The organism is Actinomycetospora sp., from assembly GCF_055612215.1.
Map to the genome: position 1 here is coordinate 1 of NZ_JBVPVA010001055.1, position 1,944 is coordinate 1,944.

Annotated in this window: 2 protein-coding genes; one reads left to right on the forward strand and one right to left on the reverse strand. The window is 71.6% G+C overall.

All coding sequences use genetic code 11. The annotated features are described in order from the left end of the window. A partial coding sequence (locus tag AC0CYZ_RS28545) for a hypothetical protein (RefSeq protein ID WP_472221489.1) occupies positions 1-393 on the reverse strand: 393 nt, incomplete at its 3' end. 234 nt (positions 394-627) lie between these two features. On the opposite strand from AC0CYZ_RS28545, the gene AC0CYZ_RS28550 reads away from it, so the two are divergent. Continuing rightward, positions 628-1,944: helix-turn-helix transcriptional regulator (locus AC0CYZ_RS28550; protein ID WP_472221490.1), on the forward strand; the 1,317-nt coding region annotated here is incomplete at its 3' end.

Below are 1,944 nucleotides of genomic sequence, written 5' to 3' on the forward strand. Positions count from 1 at the left end.
GCCGTAGAGAGAACTGACGAGGTCAGCTCGAGGGTCCCCGACCATCGCGTCGGCCGCTGTGATGGCGAACAGCTCCGTCACCGCGAGGAGGACGAGGCCGACGGCTGCGCCGAAGAGGCCGACACGCGCCGGCCGGGACGCCCCGGCCACGCGGGCCAGGGCCAGCACACCAGCCACCAGAGCGAGGTGCTGGACGGCGAAGGTCACCTGTGCAACCGAGAAGACGCCCGGGCTGAACGGGGTGCTGTACCGCGACGCCTCGGACGGATCGGACGCCAGGAGTGCGGCCAGGACGACGAGGCCTTGGAGCGCCCCGACGATCCCGCCCCAGAAGCAGATGCGGCCACCGAGTTCTGTGCGACGATCCGGGAATTCACGTTGGCCGAGTGTCATGCCCGACGACGATAGGAACTGCGCGCAGTGCGCACCTGAGCGGCAGCACTCATCTTTCGACCACTCATCAGGTTCTCTATGCTCATCGATGTGGATGCGCGCAGGGCCGGGTCCCTGCCGAGGTCGGCCCCCGGGGCGGCGGAACTGCTGTCCCGGGCGCGCGGGCTCGCGCTCGAAGGCCGGACGGAGGCGGCGTGGGACGCCTGCCGGGAGGCCGCGGACCACGCCCGGGCTGTGGCGGACGCCCTGTCCCTGGCCGACGCGGCGACCGCGCTGACCAACGCCGCCCGCACTCCGGTGGCCGCTCAGGTCCACCACCTGTGCCTCGAGGCACTCGCGGCGCTCGGTGGCGAGGACGCTGACCGCGAGCGCAGGCTGCGCGCGCAGCTCGAGGCGACCCGCTCCCCCTGGGGCCGTCCCACCGCCACATCCGTTGACACTCCCGACGCGTCCGCGCGCTTCCTGGAGCTCCTCGGCGAGCACGAGGCCCACACCCACGTCGACCACGTCCAGCGTCGGCTCGAGCTCGCCGACGAGGCGATCTCCCTGAGCCACGCCGCCGGACCCGGCGACCTCGTCGCCTCCGCGTTGATGTGGCGGATGACCGCGCTCGCGCAGCTGGGCCGCCGCGCCGATCTCGAGGCCGACCTCGCGCAGCTCACCGCGTTGGTGGCAGCAGGCCTGCAGCACTGGGACGAGCGCCTCGCCCTGGTCCGGGCGGCGCTGCGGTTGCTCGACGGGCGGTTCGCCGACTGTCGCTCGCTCGTCGCCGACCGAGCCGACTATCTGGCGTTGGTGATGCGTTCGCATCTGGCCGTGCTCTCGGGTCAGGGTCTGGAGGACAGCGAACGGGAGGTGCGCACCGCGCTCGACAGCGCGCCCTACTTCGCTCGGGGTTGGCACGCGCTGCTGCTCGTCGAGCTCGACCGGCACGACGAGGCGCACGGCTTGTGGCGCGCGATCGCGCCGCACGTCCAGGACCTGCCGACGCGAGCTCCGGAGTGGCTGATCGCGACCATCGGGCACGCCCGCCTCGCAGTCGCCTTCGAGGACCGTCCGACCGCGGCCGTCGTCCTGGCCCAACTGACACCCCATGCCCACGTGTACGGGACGAGCGGCGCCGACAGCCCCAGCTACGGTCCAGTCGCCCTCCACCTGGGCCGCCTCGAGATGCTGCTCGGACGACGCGATCGGGGCGAAGAGCACCTTCTGGCGGCCCTCCGCGCCGCTGAGGGCATGCACGACCTGCCTTCGGCGGCCATGGCCCATCTCGAGCTCGCCCGACACGTGGCCTCCCGCAGCCGCTCCGAGACGCACCTGACCGAAGCGGAACGGATCGGGACGGTCCTCGGCATGCGCCCGCTGACCACGGAACTCGCCTCGATCAGAACCCAGCGCTCCGATCAGCACATCGGCACGCTGTCACGACGGGAAACCGAGATCGCCGCCCTCGTGGCCGACGGCATCAGCAATCGCGAGATCGCATCACGGCTCCATCTCTCGGAGCGGACCGTCGAGAACCACGTCCGACACATCATGCAGAAGGTCGAC